The sequence below is a fragment of the Nitrobacter winogradskyi genome, from assembly GCF_006539545.1.
In the GTDB taxonomy this organism is placed as follows: domain Bacteria; phylum Pseudomonadota; class Alphaproteobacteria; order Rhizobiales; family Xanthobacteraceae; genus Nitrobacter; species Nitrobacter winogradskyi_A.
The window spans coordinates 1-18,378 of sequence record NZ_BJNF01000012.1; the positions used below are offsets into that span (position 1 = coordinate 1).

Sequence of the window (18,378 nt, forward strand, 5' to 3'; positions counted from 1 at the left end):
CCCCCCCCCGCGCGCCGGAGGCGCGCGACCCTCCCCCTCCAGGAGAGGGTGAAGATGAACGCGGCGGCAGATTGGCGCTGCCGCCATACTTCTTCTTGCCGGCGTAGCTTCCCGCCTTTGCCGCGACGCCGCGCTGCTTGATGGTGGGATCGTCGACGACGGCCAACTCGGTGGCGCGCAGCCGCTTCACCTCGTCGCGCAGTCTTGCGGCTTCCTCGAAGTTCAGGTCGGCGGCGGCCTCGCGCATCCGCGTTTCCAGATCGGAGAGTACCGCCTCGAAATTATGGCCGATCGCGATCGCGTCGTCGGCCATGCCACCGTCGCCGATTTCAACCAGCACATGGTCGCGCTCGTAGACGCTGTTGAGGATATCACCGATGGATTTCTTGATACTCTCCGGCGTGATGCCGTGGGCGGTGTTATACTCCACCTGCTTCTCGCGGCGGCGGTCGGTCTCGGCGATGGAGCGCTGCATCGATCCGGTGACCTGATCGGCATAGAGGATCACCCGGCCTTCGACGTTGCGGGCCGCGCGGCCGATGGTCTGGATCAGCGAGGTCTCGCTGCGCAGGAAGCCCTCCTTGTCGGCGTCGAGGATGGCGACCAGCGCGCATTCCGGAATATCGAGACCCTCGCGCAGCAGGTTGATGCCGACCAGCGCGTCGAACGCGCCGAGCCTGAGATCGCGGATGATCTCGATGCGCTCGATAGTGTCGATGTCCGAGTGCATGTAGCGGACGCGGATGCCCTGCTCGTGCAGATATTCGGTGAGGTCCTCCGCCATGCGCTTGGTCAGCACGGTGATGAGCGAGCGGTAGCCCTTCGCCGCGGTGGCGCGCACCTCGCCGACGAGGTCGTCCACCTGCGTGCGCGCGGGGCGGATGTCGACCGGCGGATCGATCAGGCCGGTCGGGCGGATCACCTGCTCGACGAACACGCCGCCGCTTTCGTTCAGTTCCCACGCGGCGGGGGTGGCGGACACCGCGATCGATTGCGGGCGCATCATGTCCCATTCTTCAAAACGCAGCGGCCGGTTGTCCATGCAGGAGGGCAGGCGGAATCCGTATTCGGCCAGCGTCGCCTTGCGGCGGAAGTCGCCCTTGAACATCGCGCCGATCTGCGGGATCGAGACATGGCTCTCGTCGGCAAACACCAGCGCGTTGTCGGGGACGTATTCGAACAGCGTCGGCGGCGGCTCGCCGGGACGGCGGCCGGTGAGATAGCGCGAATAGTTCTCGATGCCGGCGCAGCTTCCGGTCGCCTCCATCATTTCGAGGTCGAAGGTGGTGCGCTGCTCCAGCCGCTGTGCTTCCAGAAGGCGGCCCTGCGCGTGCAACTGGTCGAGCCGCTGCTTCAGCTCCGCCTTGATGCTCTTGATCGCCTGCACCAGCGTCGGGCGCGGCGTCACGTAGTGCGAATTGGAATAGACCTTGATGAAGTCGAGTTCGTCCTGCTTGTGGCCGGTGAGGGGATCGAACTCCTCGATGCTCTCGACCTCGTCGCCGAACAGGTTGACGCGCCAGGCCCGATCCTCGTAGTGCGCCGGGAAAATGTCGATGACGTCGCCGCGCACGCGAAAGGTGCCGCGGGTGAAATCGGCCGAGGTGCGCTTGTATTGCAGCGCCACGAGGTCGGCGATGAGCTGGCGCTGGTCGATGCGCTCGCCGCGCTTCAACGCGAAGGTCATGGCGGTGTAGGTTTCCACCGAGCCGATGCCGTAGATGCACGAGACCGAGGCGACGATGATGACGTCGTCGCGTTCCAGCAGCGCACGGGTCGCCGCATGACGCATGCGGTCGATCTGCTCGTTGATCGAGGAATCCTTCTCGATGTAGGTGTCGGTGCGCGGGACGTAGGCTTCAGGCTGATAGTAGTCGTAATAGCTGACGAAGTATTCCACCGCGTTATCGGGGAAGAAACTCTTGAACTCGCCGTAGAGCTGCGCCGCCAGCGTCTTGTTCGGCGCGAGGATCAAAGCCGGGCGCTGCGTGGCTTCGATCACCTTGGCCATGGTGTAGGTCTTGCCGGAGCCGGTGACGCCGAGCAGCACCTGGGTGCGATCGTTGCGCCGGATGCCTTCCACCAGTTCGCGGATCGCCTGCGGCTGGTCGCCTTTGGGCTGATACTCCGACCTGATCTCGAACCGCACGCCGCCTTCGCTCTTCTCCGGTCGCGGCGGGCGGTGCGGCGTCCAGAGCTTCAGCGAGCCGTCGCCCGTCTTGAATTCGGGCCGGCCGTCGCGCAGTAGCGCCTCCAGCGATTCCGCCGTCGCCTTGACGCCGAGGCCTTCCATCCTGCTGCGCGGCGGCCGCGCCAGGGCGTCATCGTCGTCCTCGGCGGTTGGAAGGCCCAGTTGTCGCGCCAGTTCGGGATCGAGCGTCGGAATCGTGGCCGATGTGCCGTAGTTGGCCTGCGGTGCTTCGTCGAAGCCGCTCCCTTTCTTTACCTCCCCCTTGAGGGGAGAGTGTGGACCTGCCGCATCCCGTTTCGCGGTGGCGTCGCTCTTGCCGCGCGTTGACCTCCGCGCGCGATGCGCCGCGGCCTCGCCGCCGGAGCGGCGGTCCCACGAATTGTCCGGCGGAGGCTGCAGTCCGGTTCCCGATCCAAGGCCGGCGTCGCCGCGGTTGATGGCGGGATTGAGCAGGTCGGCCAACGCCGGCCCGATCGGCTGCACTTCGGGACGATGCGCCTTCGGTTTCGAGGTTTGCGACGTCGCGGTTTTTGACTTCCGTGAGCCCTGCGCTTTACCGGGTTTTTCAGGAGGATTGGGAGCTTTCGCCATGCGGGCAATATGGGGCGAATCCAGCGCGCACGAAAGGGCGCAATCACACGGATGCGCACCGATGCCACGGTCACGTCTTTGGCGATGATGACCTCGACACGGCCTTTCGCAGGCAATCGCGGCACAGACAGTCGCCGCCGCCTTCGGTCGGCATTGGCAGCCGTCCGGGCTCCTCGTCGCACCAGCAGTTCCCGGATGGATCGCAATTGAATTCCGTTCCGCAGCCGGAACAGATGAGGCGGCGAATGGCTTGCTGTCCGGCCGGGCGTGTCATGGCGTTGGGAGTGTTCTTATAGCGTTTTCGAGCGAAGTGGAATCCGGTTCGCGTAAAGAAAACGCGTCGAATAGGCCGGGTGTATCGATGCGCAACCATACGTCCGGATCCATACCCGATGAAATCCCGGCAGGCGCATTCTTTCCGCGGCGAGATTATTCGGCCGCGCGAAGGCGATGGACCGGGAGGCGGCGGTCGCCGCCGCGCAGCGACAGATAATAGTCGGCATCCGCCGGATCGTCCGTGCGGCGAATGAGATCGGTCACCGGCGTATAGCTCAGCATCCGGCCGCCGTCCGGAAGCGCTGTGCAGATGAAGCGCAGCACCTGGCCATTTCTAAGCTTGATATTGATCGGGGTCGGATCGCCCGCGCGTACCATGCCGACGCGCTCGGCGATGAAATGGCTGAGTTCGTCCTGCGGCAGTTCATATGCGCCGGTATCGCGACCATGATACATCAGCGCGATAAACGGCGGCCTGCTGTCGGCCTTCTCATCCGGGAGCGAAAAGTAATGCCGGAATGCGCGGTTGATGAACTCGGCGCGGGTGTCCGCGTCGAGCATGACGATCCCGATGCCGGTCTGGTCGAGGGCGGCGGTCAGCCGTGCCGCTGTCGCGTGCCGCTCACGCTCCCGATCGAGCGCGTTCATCATCCGCGATCGTAGCAGTCCGGTGATCAGGGCGGCGGCGCCGGCAGCCAGGGTCAGCAATCCGAGATGCAGAAGGATGGAACCCTCAGCCACCGCCGCGTTGTCATCCCCCAGAAAACCTGCGGAGGCCAGAACAGCTATCCCGGCGCTGATCAGGCCGGAAGCTGTTCCACCAAGCGAGCCGGCGAGTGCGACGACACAGATATACAGTGCTGACAGGTTCGGAACGGCGGCGAGGTCGTGATCGGCATAGATGGACGCGCCTGCGATCAGCATCGCGAGAGCCGGTCCCACTATCATTCGCCAGTCGATGCGCATCACCGTTCCATGATACCGAATGAGATTAAATCCGGTTCGATGACAAGTGGTTGCACGATCCCAGGATTTTCATCGCCAGCGTTAACGGCGTCTAATGCGGCGGAATGCGATTTGAAACGAATGCCCCGTCCCTTGAACAGCGTTCCGCAAGGCTGTTGTCAGGGACTCATTGTGAGATGAGAGGTCCAATGAACAATCGAAGCCTTCCGTTGATGCTGATGATCGTAGCCCTCTATGTGCCCGGTTCCGGCGCCGTCCTGGCCCAGGATGTTCCCGGCATTGAGATATGCACCGTCGAAAAGAAAATGGAGCGGCGAACAAGCTGCCTGCAGAGCAACATCAATTTCCTGCAGACCTCACTCACCAGACAGGTCACTGACAGCAGCCGGAAGATCGACGCGGCCAACCGACAGATACAGGAGCTCGAGAGCACGGTTGCGGATTTGCGGAAGGCGGTGGCCGAGCTTCAGGCGGCGGGCAAGAAGCAACCGCAGTTGCCGGTGAAGGACGACAAAAAAACTCCGGCGAAGGAGGAGATAAAGCAGGAGGCGAAGTAGTTCAGGCGGCTTGCCCGGCCTCCTTCAGCCGCCCGCAGCCGTCCCGCCGCGCGATCGCGACGTTAAGTCAGGCAAAATTGCTTTTGCAAATTTCGTCGCGATCGCGCAAATGGCGGTACAAGGAACGGAGTATGCTATGCCCTGGCTGCAGCCGGTCACACTCGAAGGACCTCATGCGCGGCTCGAGCCGCTGTCGCAGGAACATCGCGAAGCCCTTGTGGACGCGGTAAAAGACGGCGAAATCTGGAAGATCTGGTACACCTTCGTTCCCGCGCCGGAGAAAATGGAGGCCGAGATCGAACGGCGGCTGTCTCTGCAAGCAGCCGGAACCATGCTGCCTTTCACGGTGCGGGATGCGGAGGGACGAATCGCGGGCATGACAACCTACATGAACGTCGATTCCGCAAGCTGTCGCGTCGAGATCGGCTCGACATGGTATGCGAAGCGCGTTCAGCGCACGGCGGTCAATACCCAGTGCAAGCTGCTGATGCTCACCCACGCGTTCGAGAAGCTGAATTGCATCGCCGTCGAGTTCCGTACACACGTCTTCAATCATGTCAGCCGGCGCGGCCTCGAGCGACTTGGCGCCAGGCAGGATGGCACCTTGCGCAACCGGCAGATGTCACCAAACGTGACGCTGCGGGACACCGTCGTCTACAGCATTCTTCCCGGCGAGTGGCCGAAAGTGAAGGCGCATCTCTCCTACGAGCTCAATGAAAAGCGTCGATAGATCCCGCCGTCTCATCACGTGAGCGAACCCGTTGCTGACATTTGATAGATAAGAGTCTTTCACCGCTTCATGGAAACGGTGAAAGACTTTATCTTTATGTTTTACGCGTTTTCTTTACGCGAACCGGATCCATCCTTAGGGCTCAAGCCCGAGGATATGCTTCGCTCGAAAACGCTATGAGCCTCATGATGGACATCGCCATGAACCCCACCCTCGACGACCCTCTCGTTTCCACCGAATGGCTGGCCGCGCATCTCGGTGAGGTCAAGGTCATTGATGCGTCGTTCAAGATGCCCGGCGTGCTGCCGCTGGCGGTCGATGATTTTTATGCCGCGCATATTCCGGGCGCGGTGTTCTTCGATGTCGATGCCGTATCGGATCGCGCATCGCCGCTTCCGCATATGTATCCGGATGCCGCGCAGTTCGCGCGCGATGTCGGCGCGCTTGGGATTTCCTCGAAGGATACGGTCGTTGTTTATGACAATGGTGGCTGGCTTGCCGGGCCACGGGCGTGGTGGATGTTCCTGTCGTTCGGCCATGCCGATGTCCGGGTGCTTGACGGCGGTCTGAAGAAATGGCGCGCGGAAGGCCGTCCGGTCGAATCCGGCAAGGTTGCGCCGGAGCCGGGCCACTTCATCGCGACCTTCGATCCGTTTTTTGTGCGCGGCAAGGCTCAGCTCGTGAGCAACCTGTCGTCACCTCGCGAGCAACTGGTCGATGCGCGCGCGGCGGCTCGCTTCACGGGCGCGGTGGCGGAGCCGAGGCAGGGCTTGCGTTCGGGTCATATCCCTGGCAGCCGTAACCTGCCCTACGCCGAGTTGTTCGATCCCGGGACCGGCGTCATGAAGCCACTGGACGAAACTCGCGCTGCGTTTACCCGCGCCGGCGTGGATCTGGCAAAGCCGATCGTCACCACCTGCGGCTCGGGGGTTTCGGCCGCGGTGCTGACGCTTGCACTCTACCGTCTCGGCGCGAGGGGGTCGGCGCTCTATGACGGATCATGGTCGGAGTGGGGCCTGGAGGAGGGACCGCCGATCGCCACCGGACCTGCCTGAAAAAACCGCTCGAACCACCGCGGCTGTAGCGTTTTCGAGCGAAGCATGTCCTCGGGCTTGAGCCCTAAGGATGGATCCGGTTCGCGTGAAGAAAACGCGTCAGAACATAGGTAGGGGGAGGTTGCGGAATCAGCGATGTGAGTGGCGGGTCTTATGGCGGTGGCGATGGGAGTGCCGCTTGGCGGCACGCGGCGTCTTCGCGGATGAGCGTTTGGTGGCCGACGGCACGGGATCACCCGCCTCCGCGGCTTCTGCGGGACGTTGGCTTGGCAGGGGCGGTTTGAAATCATCCTTGACCGGAGGTGTCGTGGTTTCTCCCGCCTCGGATGTTGTCCCGTCGGTTGGGGCGGCATAGCTTTTCGCGGCCGGTGGGATGTCGGATTCACTCGGCGGGTTGACGGCTTCGCCGGCTTTGACGGGCGTCTCTTCGCCTGGGCCTGTCGCCGGCTCCGGCGCGGCGGCGTTGGCGGGCGTTGTGTCGGCCGCTGACGGGGACGCGGCGGAGCCTGATGGCGGCGGAGAAGCTGCCGGCGCTTCGTCGGCCGGTGTCGCTTCGGCCGGAGTCACTGGTGTGTCTGCGGTGGGCGTGGCCGGAGGCGCATCCGTTGTTGGCGTGTTGGCTGCTGGCGCACCGGTTTCCTGGCGCGCGTCCGGCGAGGCCGCTTCTGTGCTCTGTGCGTCGCGCTGGCTCTGTGCTTCGTGCTGGCTTGCTTCCGGCGGGGTGGACTCGGCGGCGGGTTTCTCAACCTGCAGCACGGCCAGCGTCGGCTGCTGGGTTTCTCCAGATCCGAACGTGGTGTCGGGCGTCTGTTTGAGAGGCAGGCTTGCGAATTCTTCGTGGGTTGCTCTCAGCAAAGCCGCGGCGCCCAGGCCGAAGATCAGCAGTGAGATCGTCAGCGTAACCGCGACGAATAAGGAGCGAAAGCCGGGTAGCATGGGTACGGTTGCGCCTTCCCGCGTGTCTTCCGACGATAATCGGCCATCAACGCGACTGAATTACGGGGCAGACTGCCGAATCAGAGCGTGTTGAGAATACAGCAAGGGACTCGCTTGTGCGCCCCAAAAACCACCGCCCGCAAGCGTCGCGGGGATGTCGGCAGGAACCGGCGCGGCCAGCCGGTGATGCCCGAAGGTCACGGTTGGCCGCGATCTGCGAATTATGACCGTTCCGGGAGGCTTTTGGCCGAATCGTCTTGAATGCGCCGCGATCCTGCGCGATGTCGCCGTTAACGATCCGGTGTCTGGTTGGGTTTATACAAGGGCGATGATGATCAAACGCATTCTGACGGTTTTTGCGGCGATCGCAGCAGGGGCAGGGGGAATCTCGTTAGCCTCGGCGCAGGGATACCCGCCGCCGAGCCCGATCTATTCCACGCCGCCCTCCGCTTATCCGGGTGAAGACGACCGTTCAGGCGCGGTCGATGCGCTTCCCGGTTTCGATCCGGCCGACGATCAATCGATGCAGCGGCGCAATTCCGTCGAGTTGCCGCCGCCCGGCCCCGTGATGTCGCCGGACGATCCGCGCTACGGCAGTCCCGGTTCCTCGCCGGTTTATTCGGATCGCGAACCCTCGCCTGGCCCGGTGATGTCTCCCGACGATCCCCGTTACGGACAGCCCGGCCCCACGCCGTATCAATATCAGACCCGCGCGCCGGAAACAGTCGCTTCCACCGGCGGACCGGATGCGGGCTTCAGGCCGCCGGCTCCCGTCGGCGCGGACGGCCGGCCGGCCCCGATGTCGGCGCTGCCGCCGGATGAGCAGCCGGAGGTCGATCAGGGCGGTGAGAAGCAACTGCCGGAGAGGCTGCGCCGCAAGGAAGTCAGTTTCTCCACCAAGGAGCCGGCGGGCACCATCGTGGTCGATACGTCGAACACGCACCTGTACTATATTCTCGGCAACAATCGCGCGGTCCGCTACGGCGTGCGCGTTGGCCGCGACGGCTTCACCTGGGCCGGCGTGCAGAAGATCAGCCGCAAGGCGGAATGGCCGGACTGGCATCCGCCGACCGAAATGATCGAACGTCAGCCTTATCTGCCGCGCTTCATGGCGGGTGGTCCCGGCAATCCGCTGGGCGCGCGCGCCATGTATCTCGGTTCGACAGTCTATCGCATCCACGGCACCAATCAGCCTTCGACGATCGGCAAGTTCGTGTCGTCGGGCTGTATCGGTATGCTCAATGATGACGTGTCGGATCTGTTCGATCGCGTAAAGGTCGGTACGCGCGTTGTCGTGCTGCCGGGCGGTCCGCCGCGCACGGACACGACCGCTTCTACGCAGCCGGCTCCGGCGTCCAGCGGGGCGACAACCCCGCAACCGCCGCAGACGGCGAGCCTGCCCGGAACCCAGCCGACCTCGGTGCCGCCGCTGCCGGAACCGGTCACGGTCCGGTAGAAGCAACGTTCGATCCACGCCCGCGCACGACGCGGGGGATTTAACGATGTTCGCCTGCGAAGGTTCTCTTAACGGGGACGGGTGTTCGTCCTCGGGGGCAAGCCCGAGAATGCTTTACTCGAAAACGCTTCAACTCATCGCAGCGCGCGTATCCGTGCGCCCTTGAGCCACGTGGCGATGGTCTCGACCATCTCGATGTAATAGTGGCCGTAGTCCTGTGTGACTTCGCAGCCGGGATGCGGCGGCCTTGAGTGACGATCAAGCCCGCGCAGCGGATGATCGAGGCGTGGCGTTCTCTGCGAGAAGGAATGGGGTCGGAAATCGGCCATCAGATGTTCCTTCGTCTTGCTTCGCCGATCGACGTGACGATACGCGATGTTACGTGGCGCCGCCTGCTGGTGTGCGGCCCGTTCATTGGGAGCGGGCCGGCGGTTGCTCGCCGTGCTTGGCCCGCCAGGCGGGTCCGGGTCCGCGCATGTAATGCAGTTCGGGCCGGTAGGAGTTGAACGCGATCGCGATGAATTCGCGCCATCGCGCGCGAATGCCGTGAAGCCGTTCGCGCTGGTGATCCTGCTTTTCGGTCCGGTTGGAGGCTGACGCCGATACGCTGGTCGCCATGATTGTTACTGCCTTGATACTGCCGGGTTGAGCGCGAGATTCCTGACCGTCCCGATGCTCGTCTCGCCATTCTTCACTGATTCAATTAAAAGGCGGTTTGAATGAGACGAAACGGGCTATTGCTTTCGTCAACCTTTCTGTGTGGTTAAGGCAAGGTTGCCCTTTCGCCGCCGCGCGGCTACATCAGCGGGCAGCAAACTTCCAGAAACCAGCGCCCCTGAATTCGAAGTCCGGCCCCCGCGGTCTGTTCAGCGGCTTTGGCTTCAAGAGGCGCAAGCTTTCGGTCGGTCGGCGTGCGGCCCGGTTGAAAGGTTTTCCTGACGGTCTCCCCGCAAGGCGGAAGAGAACGTTCTGAACGCCGTCGCCGCGACGCTTGGATATCACGCAGTTTAGGGGTCACGATGGCGCGCCAGTTCATCTACTTCATGCAGGGCTTGTCCAAAACCTATCCGCCGAACCGGAAGGTGCTGGATAACATCCACCTGTCGTTCTATCCGGACGCCAAGATCGGCGTGCTCGGCGTCAACGGCTCGGGTAAATCGACGCTGCTGAAGATCATGGCCGGCCTCGATAAGGACTACACCGGCGAGGCCTGGGTCGCGGAAGGCGCCCGCGTCGGCTATCTCGAACAGGAGCCGCAACTCGATCCCGCCAAGACCGTGCGCGAGAACGTCATGGAAGGCGTCGCCAAGCAGAAGGCGATCCTCGATCGCTACAACGAACTGGCGATGAACTACTCCGACGAGACCGCCGACGAGATGACCAGGCTGCAGGACGAGATCGAGGCCGCCGGCCTGTGGGATCTCGACAGCAAGGTCGATCAGGCGATGGACGCGCTGCGCTGCCCTCCCGATGACGCCGACGTGACCACACTCTCCGGCGGCGAGCGCCGCCGCGTCGCGCTTTGCAAGCTGCTGCTCGACCAGCCGGACCTCCTGCTGCTGGACGAGCCGACCAACCATCTCGATGCCGAGTCGGTGTCGTGGCTCGAAGGTCACTTGCGCAACTATCCGGGCGCGATCCTGATCGTCACCCACGATCGCTACTTCCTCGACAACGTCACGGGCTGGATTCTCGAACTCGATCGCGGCCGGGGCATTCCTTACGAGGGCAACTACTCCTCGTGGCTTGTGCAGAAGCAGAAGCGGCTGGAGCAGGAAGGCCGCGAGGACGCCGCGCACCAGAAGACGCTGGCCCGCGAGCAGGAATGGATCGCAGCCTCGCCAAAGGCCAGGCAGGCGAAATCCAAGGCGCGTTACCAGCGCTATGATGAGTTGCTCGCCAAAGCCAGCGAGAAGCAGACCCAGACCGCACAGATCATCATCCCGGTTTCCGAGCGGCTCGGCGCCAACGTCGTGGACTTCGAGGGCTTGTCGAAATCGTTCGGCGATCGCCTGCTGATCGATGATCTGACCTTCAAGCTTCCCCCCGGCGGCATCGTCGGCGTCATCGGCCCCAACGGCGCCGGCAAGACCACGCTGTTCCGCATGATTACCAAGCAGGAGACGCCGGACAAGGGCACGATCACGGTCGGCGAGACGGTGCAACTGGGTTACGTGGATCAGTCCCGCGACGCGCTCGACGGATCGAAGACCGTGTGGGAGGAAATCTCGGGCGGCACCGATCAGATCCTGCTCGGTAAGAAAGAGGTCAACTCGCGCGCCTATTGCTCGACCTTCAATTTCAAGGGCGCAGACCAGCAGAAGAAGGTGGGCGCGCTGTCGGGCGGTGAGCGCAACCGCGTGCATCTTGCCAAGATGCTCAAGTCCGGCGCCAACGTGCTGCTGCTCGACGAGCCGACCAACGACCTCGACGTCGACACGCTGCGCGCGCTGGAAGAGGCGCTGGAGGATTTCGCCGGCTGCGCCGTGGTGATCAGCCACGACCGCTGGTTCCTCGACCGCATCGCCACGCATATCCTGGCTTTCGAAGGCGACAGCCACGTCGAATGGTTCGAGGGCAACTTCCAGGACTACGAGAAGGACAAGATGCGCCGGCTCGGCCAGGACAGCGTCATCCCGCACCGCGTGAAGTACAAGAAGCTGACGCGGTGAGAACCCTCCTTTAGCGTACTACCGCAGCGAGGCGAGGTTTTTGACGATTCTTATGGACGGTAGCGATGTCGCTTTGCATGAAGTGGCGACAATGACACGGGCGCGGCAGAACCGTGCGCGTCCTGCTTCGACGTCGACCTTCGGGCAGCGTTTCTCCGAGTCCTGTCCGAACTGCGGATCCTCGCTATACACATAAACTATTCGGGCTGAATTGCGGGTGCCGATCGTTCCCCACGAAAAAAGCCCGCCGATATGAAAGTAATCCAGTTCGCCTGCATAGTAGCGGCAGTCTTTGATTTCGCCGGGCCAGAGCGTTCCAGCCACTTTTTCAACAGGAAGGGAGGATGGCGCCTTTCGCATGAAGTCGAGCGACGTGAGGTTGGTTGTTGCATAGGCCGCCGTAAAATAGTCCTCGAACGCATTGGCGAAACGACGGCCGTTCTCCGCACAGGCCTTTTTGAGCAGGTCGGAGCCGATCAACAGCGAATAGTTTTGTGGATTGCAGACCGTCGCCTGCGCGTTGGCCTCCTGGAACGCAGCGGCAATTTTTGCGCCGTCGAGGTCGAGAGACTGCTTGAGCTTTTGTAGGTCCGGCAACCGATTTGCGCGGTCTCGAACCAGCGACGATAGCTCCAGCATCTCCTTTGTAGTTTGAACGGTTGGCGCTACGGCCCTTACTGCCGCCTCAGTTGGCTCGATCCGCAGCGTATCGAACGCGTCCTTGACATCCGCGTTGCCCATATAGGCTCTCACGAATCCTCCAGCGTCGGCGTGGTAGCCGGCGATCCTGATCCGCTCCCGGGCGAGGTTCTCCTTTTCGCGCTCCTGCCGGCGAAATTCCTTGTCCATGGCGGCGGACTCGCGGGCTTCCTCTGCGGCCTGTCGCGCGTTTTCTTCCAGAAGATCGCCGACGCGCTTCGTCTGCTCTTCGATCCGCCCGAGACGGGCAAGGAACGCGTCCTGAACAGTGCTTGCGCCCGGAATGATTTCGGCAAGCGCGCCGTTGGCATCGGCATCGCGAACAAAGTGTTGCAGTCCCCACCAGCCTGATGAGAACAGAAACAGGAGGCCGCACAGGAAGGCCCCGCTTTGCAGCAGGGGACGGGATGTTTTTGCAAGGCTCGATCCAAGCAGCAATACGATGCCGCCGATGGCCGAACTGACGATGATTGGTACGGTGAGTTCGAGCAGCGGTTTGACGAAGTCGGCAACAGTCGAAATCAGGCCGGCGATGGCTCCGTATTTGAGCTTGGCCTCGGTCGATAGGTTGCGGATCGGTTTGAGCAGTCGATCGAAGCGCGATGGGCTTTGTGTGTAGCCGCGCTCGATATCATCGATTGTTCGGTCGAGTTCGTAGAGGGCGTCAAGCAGGCTAGCCCGATCCTGGGTTTTCTCGATGGCCCTATGCAGAACGTCTTTCACCCGCCCGTAGACGGCGTGTCGCTCCCCGGCGTTGGTTGCATCGATGAGCGCAAGCTGGTGGGTAATGATGGCGTGAAAGTCGGGCATGATGGGGCGGGCAGGCCGAGGAGACTCCACCATGACATAGCGGAGATCGAGCGGCAACGGATGGCTTGTGGGGACGCGGTGGCGCGGACTATCCACCTTCTCCGTCAGTCGCATCTTAATCAGCGACTGATAGGGCAGGTCGCGCTTGTTGGCGGTGATCCTGATCTGCTCAAGCAGGCTGACCGGCGGCCGCGCAGCGAAATTGCCGGCGGTTGGCAATAATCCGCAGTACTGAGGCGGCAGGCAAGGCAAGGGAAGCAACGCATGGGGATGAAATCTCCGGTTCGCCATCGTCGGAACACGATGGAACCAAATCCCTCCCTGGCCATTGATGGACCACGAATATCGAGGTCATCGGCGGTGAGTCTGGATCTGGACGCGAGGGTTGCGCCGCGGATGGCGGGAGGAGGGTTCGGCGATCGGGCACTGGCTTCGGCCGTTATCGCCGCGCTTGTGATCTGCGGGCTGTATGTTGGGCGCGAGATTTTCGTGCCGATCGTGCTGGCCGTGCTTTTGAGCTTCGTGCTTGCCCCGCTGGTGGATATTCTGGAACGATGGCATTTCCCACGCGCCGCCAGCGTGCCCGTCGTGGTCCTGCTTGCCTTCATCGCCATTTTCGCTCTTGGCGGCCTGATCGTGAGGGAGGTCAGAGGACTCGCGGACAGCCTCCCAAGTTACCAGCAGACCATGCAGCAAAAGATCCAGTCGCTGCGGGCGCTGACGGCGACAGGGCCGCTGGATCGCGCTGCGGAGCTTCTTCAGAATCTCGGCAAGGAAATCAGCGGACCACAGAGCCTGCCGCCACCGGCGGAAATTTCGCCCTCGTCCAGAACGGCCGAGCCGCTCAAACCCATCCCCGTCGAGGTGCGCACGCCGCCGCAGTCCGCCCTTGAGAATATCTCCGCGCTCATCAGCCCGCTGCTGCATCCGCTGGCGACGATCGGCATCGTGGTGGTGTTCGTGATCTTCATCCTGTTCCAGCGAGAAGATCTGCGCAACCGGTTCATCAAGCTGGCGGGATCGAATGATCTGCAGTCCGCGACGGCGGCGATCGACGACGCGGCCGGCCGTCTCAGCCGTCTTCTCCTGATGCAGGTCCTGCTCAATACTGGATTCGGGGTGATCGTGGCCTCCGGGCTCCTGCTGATCGGCGTTCCCAGCGCCATCCTCTGGGGAATTTTGGCCGCGATCATGCGTTTCGTGCCCTATGTCGGGCCGTTCATCGCCGCGTTTTTTCCCCTGACGCTGGCCGTTGCGGTCGATCCCGGCTGGTCGATGCTGCTGTGGAGCGGCGCGCTCATTCTGCTGACGGAGTTGATCGTCGGTCAGGTGTTCGACCCCTTGCTGGTGGGACACAGCAGCGGATTGTCGCCGGTCGCCGTCGTGGTTTCGGCGACGTTCTGGACCGCGCTGTGGGGACCGATCGGGCTTGTCCTCGCGACCCCGCTGACGATCTGTCTCGTCGTGCTCGGCCGCCATGTCGAACAACTCAGGTTTCTGGACATCCTGCTGGGTGATCGGCCCGCGCTGTCGCCGCCGGAGCTGTTCTATCAGCGGATGCTGGCCGACGATCCGGCGGAGGCCGTCGAGATGGCGGAGAAGTTTCTGAAGGAGCGCTCGCTTGCCGAATATTATGAGAACGTCGCGCTGAAGGGCCTGATGCTGGCGCAGGCCGATCTTAAGCGCGAGCGGTTGTTGCCGGATCGCGTGGCCGAAATCAGGGACAGCGTCGCCGAGGTCATCGAGGGGCTGGCTTCTGAATTCGATGATGTCCTGGGGGGGCATCAAACGAAGGACGACGCCGATCAATCGGACGTGACGGCCGATGCCCCGATGCCCGAACTGCCGTTCATCATCCGCGAGGGATTGCCGGCGGACTGGCAGGCCGATCATCCCGTGCTTTGCGTCGCCGAGCGCAGCGATCTCGATCAGGCGGCTGCGATGTTCCTGGCCGAGATCCTGTCGAAGCACGGTCTTGGGGCGCGAGCCGCGAGCAAGGAGGAGACCTCGACAAGTGGAATTTTCCAGCTTGACGCCTCGGGCGTGATGCTCGTGTGCATCTCGACGCTCGATGACGGCAGTCCGGCCCATACCCGCCATCTCGTGCGCAAGCTCCGCCGCAAGATGCCACAGGCGCGGATACTGGTTTGTTGCTGGGGATGCACCAACAGCGGAATGGCAAGAGAGCATCTCAAGGCCGATGCGGTCGCGGAGAATCTGGGGGAGGCCGCCGCCTATTGCCTGTCGCTGGTCGATCAAACCGTCGTGCAAGATGGTGTGCACGTGAATGGCCTCATTCCGCATGCGCGACATCAGCCGCTGCCGGTTGCCAGGCAGAAGCAGCCGGCCGCGAGCGCTGGCCGCGGAGGGACTTCACGCCACAAATAATCGGCAGTGATAGCGTTCTCAAACGAAGCATGTCCTCCGGCTTGACGTGAGGATGGAGGCCGGTTCGTGTATGGAAACGCGTCAGATCACATGATGAGGTCCATCGCCGCTTCCGTGAAGGGGTGAAGGATCGTAGGCTCGCCGCAGTTGATTGATGTCGAAAGGAGGACCGGGACGCGATGGACGATTGGAGCGCCGAGCAATATCTGAAGTTCGAGGACGAGCGGACCAGGCCGTCGCGCGATCTGTTGGCGCAGATCCCGCTGAGCGCTCCGCGCAAGGTCGTCGATATCGGTTGTGGTCCCGGCAATTCCACCGAACTCCTGGTCGCGCGCTGGCCGCAGGCCGAGGTCATCGGGATTGATACATCCGCCGACATGCTGCGGCGGGCGCGCGAGCGGCTGCCGGGATACACGTTCATCGAAGTCAACGTCGCGCACTGGGTCCCGCCTGCGGATGCCGACCTTCTATTCGCCAATGCGATCTTCCAGTGGGTCCCGGATCATCTGCGGCAGTTGCAGCGTCTGCTTGGTGCGCTGCCGTCAGGCGGCGTGCTGGCGATGCAGATGCCGGACAATCTCGACGAGCCAAGTCATGTGATGATGCGCGAGGTGGCGCATTCGGGACCGTGGCGCGAAAGACTTGCGGACGCCGCGCGGGCGAAAGACCTGCTGGCGCGGCCCGGCGCCTACTATGACGCATTGCGGCCGTTGTGCGAGCGCATCGAGATCTGGCATACGGTTTATAATCATGTCCTTGAGGACACCACGGCGATCGTCGAGTGGGTCAAGGGCACGGGATTGCGGCCTTTCGTCGATCTTCTGGAGCCGATGGAAAGGAAAGAGTTCCTGCGCGAATATACCGCGCGCGTCGCAGCCGCTTACCAGCCCCAGGCGGATGGCAAGGTGCTGCTGCGTTTTCCGCGCTTTTTCGTCGTCGCGATCAGATAATCAGCGCGAGCCGATTCAGGCGAGCACAGAAGAACAAGGCTCGCGGGGGTTTTGCTCCATCGATGATGGCACACGCACGTCCGGCGCGAAATCAGATGGGAGCCATGCCGCCTTGCTTCACGTTGCATTTTGTCGCGGGCGGACGTCTCGATTCCGTCACAGGGAATCGAATAGAACGCTCTCCCGTCACGACGAGACCCCACGATGTCCCCGATCCCTGAAACTCCACCGTCCTCGAAGGTTGCCGCCACGACGCTGCGCCCGCTGCCGATGCTGATCTTTTCCTCGCGCTGGCTTCAGCTTCCCCTTTATATCGGCCTGATCGTCGCTCAGGGCGTTTATGTGGTTCTGTTTCTGAAGGAGCTATGGCATCTCATCGGGCACTCCTTCGACTTTTCCGAACAGCAGATCATGCTGGTGGTGCTTGGCCTCATCGACGTAGTGATGATCTCGAATCTTCTGGTGATGGTCATTGTCGGCGGCTACGAGACCTTCGTGTCGCGGCTCAATCTCAAAGGCCATCCCGACGAGCCCGAGTGGCTCGGCCATGTCAACGCCAGTGTTCTCAAGATCAAGCTCGCGATGGCGATCATCGGCATCTCGTCGATCCATCTCCTGAGAACCTTCATTGAGGCTGGAAACCTTGGGACCGAGCGCGCCATGAATTATACGCAAACCGGTGTCATGTGGCAGACCATCATCCACGTCGTATTCATCTTTTCGGCAATCGGCATTGCGCTTGCGGATCGTATCGCGAATGAGGGGAACGGATCGAACGGCGAGGCGAAGCATTAGCATGGCGGCGAAGGCCGCAAACATCCTGCGCCGGTCGCGGCTCGCGCTCCTCATTTTGCTGACGCTCACGGTCGGAGCCGCTGTGTCGCCGGTGCGTGCGGCGGACGAGGGCTTTTCGCGTTTCATCGCCTCGGTCTGGCCTGACGCGCAGCAGGCGGGTGTTTCGCGCGCGACGTTCGACTCCGTCACAGCCGGACTCGAGCCAGACTACCGGCTGCCCGACCTCATCCTGCCCGGTCGGCCCGCGACCGGCGCGCCGTCGCAGGCGGAATTCGTTCAGGTGCCGGCGGATTATCTCAAGGAGGGCAGTATCGCGCGGCTGGCGGCTGAAGGGCAGCGGCTGATGCGAAAACACGAAACGACGTTGAAAGCGATCGAAAAGCGCTTGGGTGTCCCCGCCACGATCATCCTTGCGATCTGGGGCCGGGAAACCGATTACGGTCGCTACGCGCTGCCTTACGATGCGGTACGGGTGCTGGCGACCCAGGCTTATGTCGGCCGCCGCAAGGACCAGTATCGTCAGGAGTTCATCGAAGGGCTGCTGTTGCTGCAGCGTGGCGCCGTCTCGCGCAAGAATTTCCGCGCGTCGTGGGGTGGAGCCGTCGGGTTGACCCAGTTCCTGCCTTCCGAACTTGCCAAGCATGGCGTCGACTTTGATGGTGACGGCCGCGTCGATATCTGGTCTTCGGTGCCCGATGCGCTGGCATCGGCCGCGCAGCAGCTCGTCAACAAAGGCTGGCAGCCCGGACTGCGCTGGGCCTACGAAGTGCAAGCGCCGGCGCATGCCGATTGCACGGAAGGCGTGCCCGAGGTGAGGAAGCCGATCGGGGAATGGCTGCGCGCAGGATTTCTGCCGGTGCGCGGACAAAAGCTGAGCGCGGCCGAGCGGGACCAGCTGGCGTCTCTGCTGCAACCGGAGGGCATCCACGGCCCGTCATTCCTGACCACGAAGAACTACTTCGTCATCAAGGAATACAATTTCTCCGATCTCTATGTTCTGTTCGTCGGCCATCTCGCTGACCGCATGACCAGTCCGCTGCCTTTCGCGACGCCATGGTCGGCATCGACGCAACTGCGCAGCCGCGACGTCGAGGCGATGCAACGCCATTTGACGCGGCTCGGCTTGTACAAGGACAAGATCGACGGCAAGGCCGGGATGCTCACGCGAGCGGCGCTCGGCGCCTATCAGAAGTCGGCGGGTCTCAAGGTGGATTGCTGGCCCAGCGACGGGGTGCTGCGCGCGATGAATGCGGCGCGCTGAAATCGCCTGCGCGGGTCTCCGGGGGCAAGCCCCAAGGACGTGCTT

At 62.7% G+C, this 18,378-nt stretch carries 14 protein-coding genes and 1 pseudogene; 9 read left to right on the top strand and 6 right to left on the bottom strand.

Features of this window, described 5'->3' with window-relative positions:
- Both uvrB and NWI01_RS02395 read right to left on the bottom strand, forming a co-directional pair.
- On the bottom strand, window positions 1-2,782 hold a 2,782-nt coding region (uvrB, locus tag NWI01_RS02385; RefSeq protein ID WP_244613613.1), incomplete at its 3' end, for an excinuclease ABC subunit UvrB.
- Window positions 2,783-3,211: 429 nt separating this feature from the next.
- Window positions 3,212-4,024 carry a PAS-domain containing protein gene (locus NWI01_RS02395; RefSeq protein ID WP_141382355.1) on the bottom strand — a complete coding sequence of 271 codons (813 nt, stop codon included), beginning with the start codon at window positions 4,022-4,024 and terminating at the stop codon, window positions 3,212-3,214.
- Window positions 4,025-4,236: 212 nt separating this feature from the next.
- Here NWI01_RS02395 and NWI01_RS02400 point away from each other — a divergent pair, with 212 nt between their 5' ends.
- The 3 genes from NWI01_RS02400 (at window position 4,237) to sseA (ending at window position 6,366) form a co-directional block, all read left to right on the top strand.
- Complete coding sequence (locus tag NWI01_RS02400; protein WP_244613617.1) at window positions 4,237-4,581, top strand: hypothetical protein; 345 nt, start codon at window positions 4,237-4,239, stop codon at window positions 4,579-4,581.
- Between the two features lie 136 nt (window positions 4,582-4,717).
- Window positions 4,718-5,311: a GNAT family N-acetyltransferase gene (locus NWI01_RS02405; RefSeq protein WP_141382357.1), complete on the top strand. Its 594-nt coding sequence runs from the start codon at window positions 4,718-4,720 to the stop codon at window positions 5,309-5,311.
- A 176-nt stretch (window positions 5,312-5,487) separates the two neighbouring features.
- The gene (sseA, locus tag NWI01_RS02410; protein WP_244613614.1) at window positions 5,488-6,366 is read left to right on the top strand and encodes a 3-mercaptopyruvate sulfurtransferase; all 879 of its coding nucleotides are present in this window, start codon (window positions 5,488-5,490) and stop codon (window positions 6,364-6,366) included.
- A gap of 129 nt (window positions 6,367-6,495) precedes the next feature.
- On the opposite strand, the gene NWI01_RS02415 is transcribed toward sseA, so the two are convergent.
- Complete coding sequence (locus NWI01_RS02415) at window positions 6,496-7,302, bottom strand: hypothetical protein (RefSeq protein ID WP_141382358.1); 807 nt, start codon at window positions 7,300-7,302, stop codon at window positions 6,496-6,498.
- Window positions 7,303-7,633: 331 nt separating this feature from the next.
- Between NWI01_RS02415 and NWI01_RS02420 the strand changes: the two genes are divergently transcribed.
- Complete coding sequence (locus NWI01_RS02420) at window positions 7,634-8,758, top strand: L,D-transpeptidase family protein (protein ID WP_446673918.1); 1,125 nt, start codon at window positions 7,634-7,636, stop codon at window positions 8,756-8,758.
- Window positions 8,759-8,892: 134 nt separating this feature from the next.
- Here NWI01_RS02420 and NWI01_RS02425 read toward each other — a convergent pair whose 3' ends face one another.
- Together NWI01_RS02425 and NWI01_RS02430 are read right to left on the bottom strand one after the other, a co-directional pair.
- Window positions 8,893-9,087 carry a hypothetical protein gene (locus tag NWI01_RS02425; protein WP_141382360.1) on the bottom strand — a complete coding sequence of 65 codons (195 nt, stop codon included), beginning with the start codon at window positions 9,085-9,087 and terminating at the stop codon, window positions 8,893-8,895.
- An 82-nt stretch (window positions 9,088-9,169) separates the two neighbouring features.
- Window positions 9,170-9,376 (bottom strand): hypothetical protein, encoded by a 207-nt coding sequence (locus NWI01_RS02430; protein WP_141382361.1) that lies wholly within the window; start codon window positions 9,374-9,376, stop codon window positions 9,170-9,172.
- A gap of 401 nt (window positions 9,377-9,777) precedes the next feature.
- On the opposite strand from NWI01_RS02430, the gene ettA reads away from it, so the two are divergent.
- Complete coding sequence (ettA, locus tag NWI01_RS02435; RefSeq protein ID WP_141382362.1) at window positions 9,778-11,430, top strand: energy-dependent translational throttle protein EttA; 1,653 nt, start codon at window positions 9,778-9,780, stop codon at window positions 11,428-11,430.
- A 1,602-nt stretch (window positions 11,431-13,032) separates the two neighbouring features.
- On the opposite strand, the pseudogene NWI01_RS20225 reads toward ettA, so the two are convergent.
- Window positions 13,033-13,230, bottom strand: a pseudogene (locus tag NWI01_RS20225) (CopG family antitoxin); the annotation flags it as partial.
- Window positions 13,231-13,335: 105 nt separating this feature from the next.
- Here NWI01_RS20225 and NWI01_RS02445 point away from each other — a divergent pair.
- The 4 genes from NWI01_RS02445 (at window position 13,336) to NWI01_RS02460 (ending at window position 18,333) form a co-directional block, all read left to right on the top strand.
- A complete protein-coding gene (locus tag NWI01_RS02445) occupies window positions 13,336-15,327 on the top strand; it encodes an AI-2E family transporter (RefSeq protein ID WP_141382383.1) in 1,992 nt (663 codons plus the stop codon).
- Between the two features lie 179 nt (window positions 15,328-15,506).
- Window positions 15,507-16,277: a trans-aconitate 2-methyltransferase gene (gene tam / locus NWI01_RS02450; RefSeq protein WP_141382364.1), complete on the top strand. Its 771-nt coding sequence runs from the start codon at window positions 15,507-15,509 to the stop codon at window positions 16,275-16,277.
- 204 nt (window positions 16,278-16,481) lie between these two features.
- On the top strand, window positions 16,482-17,072 hold the full coding sequence (locus NWI01_RS02455; protein WP_141382365.1) for a TIGR00645 family protein: 591 nt from the start codon (window positions 16,482-16,484) through the stop codon (window positions 17,070-17,072).
- A 1-nt stretch (window position 17,073) separates the two neighbouring features.
- Window positions 17,074-18,333: a lytic murein transglycosylase gene (locus NWI01_RS02460; RefSeq protein WP_244613616.1), complete on the top strand. Its 1,260-nt coding sequence runs from the start codon at window positions 17,074-17,076 to the stop codon at window positions 18,331-18,333.
- Window positions 18,334-18,378: the final 45 nt, after the last annotated feature.

Bases quoted from the DNA above. Each gene is read 5' to 3' on its own strand.
- sseA (WP_244613614.1), top strand. From the start codon at position 5,488: ATGAGCCTCATGATGGACATCGCCATGAACCCCACCCTCGACGACCCT.
- NWI01_RS02395 (WP_141382355.1), bottom strand. From the start codon at position 4,024: ATGCGCATCGACTGGCGAATGATAGTGGGACCGGCTCTCGCGATGCTG.
- ettA (WP_141382362.1), top strand. From the start codon at position 9,778: ATGGCGCGCCAGTTCATCTACTTCATGCAGGGCTTGTCCAAAACCTAT.
- NWI01_RS02415 (WP_141382358.1), bottom strand. From the start codon at position 7,302: ATGCTACCCGGCTTTCGCTCCTTATTCGTCGCGGTTACGCTGACGATC.
- NWI01_RS02430 (WP_141382361.1), bottom strand. From the start codon at position 9,376: ATGGCGACCAGCGTATCGGCGTCAGCCTCCAACCGGACCGAAAAGCAG.
- NWI01_RS02455 (WP_141382365.1), top strand. From the start codon at position 16,482: ATGTCCCCGATCCCTGAAACTCCACCGTCCTCGAAGGTTGCCGCCACG.
- NWI01_RS02405 (WP_141382357.1), top strand. From the start codon at position 4,718: ATGCCCTGGCTGCAGCCGGTCACACTCGAAGGACCTCATGCGCGGCTC.
- NWI01_RS02420 (WP_446673918.1), top strand. From the start codon at position 7,634: ATGATCAAACGCATTCTGACGGTTTTTGCGGCGATCGCAGCAGGGGCA.
- NWI01_RS02445 (WP_141382383.1), top strand. From the start codon at position 13,336: ATGGCGGGAGGAGGGTTCGGCGATCGGGCACTGGCTTCGGCCGTTATC.
- NWI01_RS02460 (WP_244613616.1), top strand. From the start codon at position 17,074: ATGGCGGCGAAGGCCGCAAACATCCTGCGCCGGTCGCGGCTCGCGCTC.
- tam (WP_141382364.1), top strand. From the start codon at position 15,507: ATGGACGATTGGAGCGCCGAGCAATATCTGAAGTTCGAGGACGAGCGG.
- NWI01_RS02400 (WP_244613617.1), top strand. From the start codon at position 4,237: ATGCTGATGATCGTAGCCCTCTATGTGCCCGGTTCCGGCGCCGTCCTG.
- NWI01_RS02425 (WP_141382360.1), bottom strand. From the start codon at position 9,087: ATGGCCGATTTCCGACCCCATTCCTTCTCGCAGAGAACGCCACGCCTC.